7 protein-coding genes are annotated in these 3,491 nt (G+C 37.0%); 3 read left to right on the top strand and 4 right to left on the bottom strand.

Annotated features, from left to right (window positions below; genetic code table 11):
- Positions 1–253: 253 nt before the first annotated feature.
- On the bottom strand, positions 254–385 hold the full coding sequence (locus HCUR_RS09855; RefSeq protein ID WP_279337638.1) for a hypothetical protein: 132 nt from the start codon (positions 383–385) through the stop codon (positions 254–256).
- 320 nt (positions 386–705) lie between these two features.
- On the opposite strand from HCUR_RS09855, the gene HCUR_RS04575 reads away from it, so the two are divergent.
- The gene (locus HCUR_RS04575) at positions 706–1,089 is read left to right on the top strand and encodes a 2Fe-2S iron-sulfur cluster-binding protein (RefSeq protein WP_104206961.1); all 384 of its coding nucleotides are present in this window, start codon (positions 706–708) and stop codon (positions 1,087–1,089) included.
- The gene (locus HCUR_RS04570; RefSeq protein ID WP_129591912.1) at positions 1,086–1,997 is read left to right on the top strand and encodes a diaminopimelate epimerase; all 912 of its coding nucleotides are present in this window, start codon (positions 1,086–1,088) and stop codon (positions 1,995–1,997) included. The genes HCUR_RS04575 and HCUR_RS04570 overlap by 4 nt, the downstream gene beginning before the upstream one ends.
- A 399-nt stretch (positions 1,998–2,396) precedes the next feature.
- On the opposite strand, the gene HCUR_RS04565 is transcribed toward HCUR_RS04570, so the two are convergent.
- From HCUR_RS04565 to HCUR_RS08625, 3 genes are read right to left on the bottom strand one after another with little or no spacing between them, the layout of a single operon-like run.
- Positions 2,397–2,738 carry a hypothetical protein gene (locus tag HCUR_RS04565; protein WP_104206959.1) on the bottom strand — a complete coding sequence of 114 codons (342 nt, stop codon included), beginning with the start codon at positions 2,736–2,738 and terminating at the stop codon, positions 2,397–2,399.
- Between the two features lie 20 nt (positions 2,739–2,758).
- Entirely contained in the window at positions 2,759–2,944 is a 186-nt protein-coding gene (locus tag HCUR_RS04560) for a hypothetical protein (protein ID WP_104206958.1), read from the bottom strand.
- A gap of 35 nt (positions 2,945–2,979) precedes the next feature.
- The gene (locus HCUR_RS08625; RefSeq protein WP_165780759.1) at positions 2,980–3,141 is read right to left on the bottom strand and encodes a hypothetical protein; all 162 of its coding nucleotides are present in this window, start codon (positions 3,139–3,141) and stop codon (positions 2,980–2,982) included.
- A gap of 119 nt (positions 3,142–3,260) precedes the next feature.
- Between HCUR_RS08625 and HCUR_RS09850 the strand changes: the two genes are divergently transcribed.
- Complete coding sequence (locus HCUR_RS09850) at positions 3,261–3,392, top strand: hypothetical protein (protein ID WP_279337636.1); 132 nt, start codon at positions 3,261–3,263, stop codon at positions 3,390–3,392.
- Positions 3,393–3,491: the final 99 nt, after the last annotated feature.

Here is a 3,491-nt window from a genome sequence, read left to right as displayed (position 1 = left end):
AATGTTTCTGTATACATAACCAACATAAGACAAAAAAGTTCATTTTTTATTCGGAAAAGATGAGAAAGAACACTATGCGCGTTAGCGTTGAGACCAAAATTCCTGCTTTAATTATCAATAACAATACTTTAGAAACAGTTCGGTAAACCATTGTTCTAACCTATTGAGGATTATTTTAATGAAGGATAGCGAAATAAACGCTTTGTATAGCTTAGGTAGTCAAGCAGCAACATTCACTTCGTCGCTTTAAACGTTAGCTTAAGCCCAGGGTTTTAGCGGCTAAAATACTATGCTCTTCCCAAAAAATAAGCGTTCTGCTTGTTTTTTGTGTCTGTTTCGGTGTAACATTCAATAATCCCAATCGATTTTCTCGACGTATTTGCAATGTTTGTGTACTTTATCTCCATAGGGACTTTCTTTCAAGGCGTTCTCATACTTTTTTCACTTTTTTACCTAGTGTTACCCTTTTTATCTTAAATTTGATTTTTATGTAGCAAATTAGTATCACCAGTATAGAAAATTTTTATAGCACGGTGACTGCTTCGATAGAGTACTTCTATTGAGAGAAAAAAGAAAGAGTTTATATGGAAAAACCAGGATAAAACAGTTTAAAACTAGCTTTTTCTTTTGCTTTTAATCTTAGAGGGTTGCGTCCTTTTCAGGAGCATTGTAAAATAAAAATGTTTAATTTTGAAGGAACACTGCATGTCAACAAAGCAGTCTTTTAAAGAGGAGCACATTCAAATTTTGTTTTGCAATGCTCAAGGAAAGGAAGTATCTGTTCTCGGTGAAGTAGGGAAGACGATATTTGAAGTGTTTAATGACCATAGAGAATTATTGGAAGCTCAGGATATTGATTTAGAAGGCGCCTGTGGAGGAGCCTGCGCTTGCGCTACCTGTCATGTAATTATTCAAGATGAAACGCTGTTTCACCTACTCCCTGATGCCAGTGTTCAAGAAGAAGATATGCTCGATTTAGCGTACGATGTACGTCGCACTTCTCGACTGGGGTGTCAGGTAACGTTAACCAAGGATTTAGACGGAATTCGCGTCCTGTGCCCTACAGAAACGCGTCATTTAAAAATTTGATCGGCGTTCCCCTGACCCTATTTCAGAACTCTAAGTGCTCAGAAATACATGTAATGGAAGCTCAGGGTAATTCTTTTCTAGTTCAGATTACACCTTTTAAAACTCTAGAAGAGGCTTTCTCATGTACGCGAGAGGTTTTAGAAAATTTTTTTTCAGTACACTCCAGATACCCTTCAGACCAATTTGTGCAATTAATTTATACTGATGAAACGCATTTATGGCACCTTCGGTTCTGGAACAGAGATGGAAGCTCTGCTGAGGCTTGTGGAAACGGAACCCGGTCTGCAACACATTTGTTGTCTCGACTAGGCTATATTAAGTCCGAAATAGAATTTCAAGGACCTGTGGGCCCTTTGAAGGCATATGTAAACTCTAAAGAACCTCACACTAATCAAGCGTCTCAAACCATTACAGTATGTCAAGGAAAAGGTCGTTTACTTTCTATAGAATCTATAAAAAAAAGTTTTACCCAAGAAATGTGGCAGAATGTTATAAAGGAAGGAGAGCACATATGCGGTGTAGACTTAGGAAATCTTCACCTTATTATTATCGGTTATCAAGACCCTGTATCCTATATTCGGGCTTACGACGAAGCGTGGAGAAATTTAAGAAAAAATTCTTACGATTCTGCGGGCGTTAATATTTCCTATGTGCGCTGTGTAGATCTCCAGAAAAAGAATCCAGAACCAGTGCTCATTGCCACTTGGGAAAGGGGTGTCGGCCCCACACTTTCCTGCGGTTCTGCATCCTGTGCAGCCTTCATAGTCTTAGCTGAGCATTATCTTTTAGACCAGATCCCATTTCAATTTCCTGGCGGTACAATAGTCGTACGTCAGTGTAGTAGAAAAAAATATTGGCATAGTGCGCTTTCTTCCTATCATTGTTCTGTACATCTGCATATATCTTAAAAGTTCTGACATTATTGTATGCGTTGTATGAGTATGTGCAGATCTATTACGAACATTTCTGCTCATTTTTTTAGGAAACATGAATAAAAAAATACTTCTAGATACAGCGTACGTAAATTTTGTACTGTACTTAAAAACAAGAAAGTAAAATAAAAAAAATGGAAAAAATATTGAATAAAAATTTTTCTTTTTCCAACGTTTTTAATAACGGATTAAATCATTTTTACTTCTGTGTAGTATCGATATTAAAAACAAAAGATGTTGTAATAGAAGCATTTTAATATGATTTGACATAGTAAATCATATAATAATAGATGCAAAAAAGAATCAGATTATATCCTAATATCATTGAGAAAATTCTGTAATCCTGTCTTTATCGTTTCATAGTAGCCCATTTTTCTAAATGGGATTACGATGAGGAAAATAAAGCGGTAGGTAAAGTAAAGTATGACCAGAATTTTTAATCATTTTCTGCATCGCTTTCTTTTTATGAAAAGCATCTTTGTCCATGACACTACCACGGTTTTCTGGGGGGGTGGTGAGTACCATTTCTTTTACCCAACAAGTCAGTACCTTTACAGAACCCATAAGCAATCTAATGGCCCCTAAAGTAGAGCTCCTCAAAGCGCCTATGCCATTTGGTTTACTTTGGGCGCCCCAATTCTTGTTTTCCGTAAGAAGGCTTCCCTTTTGCAGAATACCCGTGCGTTCTTGGCATATCATGGACAACTCCACGTTCATCAACTTTTCTGTTTAATTCATCACCCTTTTAGCACAATAGAGATCTTTTTTCTGGATCCATCTTTGGATGATTTAAGGTTTTTTTTATAGCGCACACCAAAACGTTTCAGGGCTTTCAAAATGCCAACAGTGCTGACCCCAAAGCGCTCTGGCTGATCGGTATCAGGATATATCGCGATATCGTGTTCTAAAGAGTCCATATCCATTGTGCTGACTAGGTTATAGCGAACGAACTTTGGTTCTAAATGCTTACTCCATCTATAGTCTTCTTAGCCATTCCAAAATGTTTACCAGAGTCTTCATAGCTCACCCCTTCTTTCGTGTTCATTCCTAAATCCTTACTACGAAAATCCCATGAATACGAAAGCTTTAAATACCTTCTCTTTTCTTCTGTTCTAACCATTTTATCATTAGTTGACTATATACGTCTCCAAAAAAATTATTATCCCTAAAGCTGAAAAGAATTTTTCTTTAGGCAGTAGCGAGAAAACTCTTCACAAAGTGTTAGGCACAGAACTAAAAATGAAAACAAAACTTTTAGAAGCAGATCAATCGGATCTAAAAAATCAAGCGTGGAAAATCAGAGAAGAAGGAATCAACAAGCGCAAGGAAAAGCACGAAAGGCGGAGGCCTAAAGATGCTAGGCTGGTATAGAAAGACAGAGTTTATATCAAAAAAACGGCTGTTTTGGAGGGCTCTCCCTAAAAAGTTTGGGCTCAGGAAGAGAATATTGAATAATTTTAACATGCTAAA

This window comes from Holospora curviuscula (assembly GCF_002930195.1).
GTDB classification, from domain to species: Bacteria; Pseudomonadota; Alphaproteobacteria; order Holosporales; family Holosporaceae; genus Holospora; species Holospora curviuscula.
This window is presented reverse-complemented; position numbering and strand designations above follow the sequence as displayed.

What these genes read in the sequence shown, in the direction of transcription:
- HCUR_RS04560 (WP_104206958.1), bottom strand. Translation starts at nt 2,944, where the DNA reads ATGGATATGGACTCTTTAGAACACGATATCGCGATATATCCTGATACC.
- HCUR_RS04565 (WP_104206959.1), bottom strand. Translation starts at nt 2,738, where the DNA reads ATGAACGTGGAGTTGTCCATGATATGCCAAGAACGCACGGGTATTCTG.
- HCUR_RS08625 (WP_165780759.1), bottom strand. Translation starts at nt 3,141, where the DNA reads ATGGTTAGAACAGAAGAAAAGAGAAGGTATTTAAAGCTTTCGTATTCA.
- HCUR_RS04575 (WP_104206961.1), top strand. Translation starts at nt 706, where the DNA reads ATGTCAACAAAGCAGTCTTTTAAAGAGGAGCACATTCAAATTTTGTTT.
- HCUR_RS09850 (WP_279337636.1), top strand. Translation starts at nt 3,261, where the DNA reads ATGAAAACAAAACTTTTAGAAGCAGATCAATCGGATCTAAAAAATCAA.